The organism is Streptomyces ruber (genome assembly GCF_014648075.1).
Taxonomy (GTDB): domain Bacteria; phylum Actinomycetota; class Actinomycetes; order Streptomycetales; family Streptomycetaceae; genus Streptomyces; species Streptomyces ruber.
The window spans coordinates 1-714 of sequence record NZ_BMQK01000063.1 but is presented as its reverse complement, the minus strand read 5'-3'; the positions used below and the strand labels follow the sequence as shown (position 1 = coordinate 714).

Below are 714 nucleotides of genomic sequence, written 5' to 3'. Positions count from 1 at the left end.
AGGAGAATTAGCTGAGGCGAAAGATGAAGCCAAACGATTAAAGAGAAGAGCGGCCAGGTTTTTACTCATCGACGGGATCCTTTACAAGCAAGGCTTCTCGACGCCGTTGTTACGATGCATATCGAGAGAAGAGGCAGAATATATCTTGGCGGAGATACATGAAGGCATGTGCGGGAACCATTCAGGAGGAAAGGCTCTCGCCAGGAAAGCCCTCCGCGCCGGGTACTACTGGCCTAATGCATTGAGGGATTCTGTGGAATTCGCCAAGAAATGCACAAAGTGTCAGCTGCATGCGCCAGTGCCTCACGTCCCTCCTGAAGAACTCACTTCCATTATGGCGCCTTGGCCATTCACCCAATGGGGAGTGGATTTAGTTGGGCCTTTCCCTCCGGGAAAAGGAGGAGTGAAGTACATGATAGTGGCGGTGGATTACTTTACGAAGTGGGCGGAAGCTGAACCGATGGCGACGATAACAAGTCAGAAAGTTACAAAGTTCCTGTGGAAGAATATCGTTTGCCGTTTCGGAGTTCCCTAAAGCCTGGTAACTGATAACGGGCGTCAGTTCGACTCTGATCATTACAGAGAATGGTGTGCGGATTTGGGAATCAAGGCCAAGTACTCTTCGCCAGGGCATCCTCAAGCAAATGGGCAGGCGGAGGCGACGAACAAGTCCCTGCTCAACATCCTGAAGAAAAAGGTGGGCGACAAGAAAGG

General features: G+C 51.0%; 1 protein-coding gene. It reads left to right on the top strand.

Going from position 1 to position 714, the window contains the following annotated elements:
- A partial coding sequence (locus tag IEZ04_RS36350) for an integrase (RefSeq protein ID WP_189220925.1) occupies positions 1 to 535 on the top strand: 535 nt, incomplete at its 5' end.
- Positions 536 to 714: the final 179 nt, after the last annotated feature.